General features: G+C 51.1%; 1 tRNA gene and 1 rRNA gene. Both read right to left on the bottom strand.

Going from position 1 to position 333, the window contains the following annotated elements:
- Positions 1 to 12 precede the first annotated feature (12 nt).
- Positions 13 to 85: transfer RNA gene (locus DWX32_RS19390), tRNA-Ala, on the bottom strand.
- Positions 86 to 91: 6 nt separating this feature from the next.
- Positions 92 to 209, bottom strand: a 5S ribosomal RNA gene (gene rrf / locus DWX32_RS19385).
- Between the last annotated feature and the right edge of the window lie 124 nt (positions 210 to 333).

Genomic DNA, 333 nt, shown 5'->3' with positions numbered 1-333 from the left:
TTTCTTTCCGGATGGAGACGAAGAGATTCGAACTCTCGACCCCCTGCTTGCAAGGCAGGTGCTCTCCCAACTGAGCTACGTCCCCGTTTGAAGCTGGCAGCCACCTGCTCTCCCACACCGTCTCCAGTGCAGTACCATCGGCCGCTTAGGTCTTAACCATCGTGTTCGGGATGGGAACGGGTGTGTCCCCTAGGCGCATCGCCACCAGCAATAGTTATTCAGTTTTTGAAACTGTAAAGTCTACAGCTTTTGCTGTTCCTTAATAACTAAACAATGAAACTCATTCTCTACTGATTCTTCCTTAGAAAGGAGGTGATCCAGCCGCACCTTCCG

The organism is Blautia sp. AF19-13LB (assembly GCF_003479105.1).
Taxonomy (GTDB): domain Bacteria; phylum Bacillota; class Clostridia; order Lachnospirales; family Lachnospiraceae; genus Fusicatenibacter; species Fusicatenibacter saccharivorans.
The sequence above is the reverse complement of the archived record's forward strand: the minus strand, read 5'-3'. Positions and strand labels throughout refer to the sequence as shown.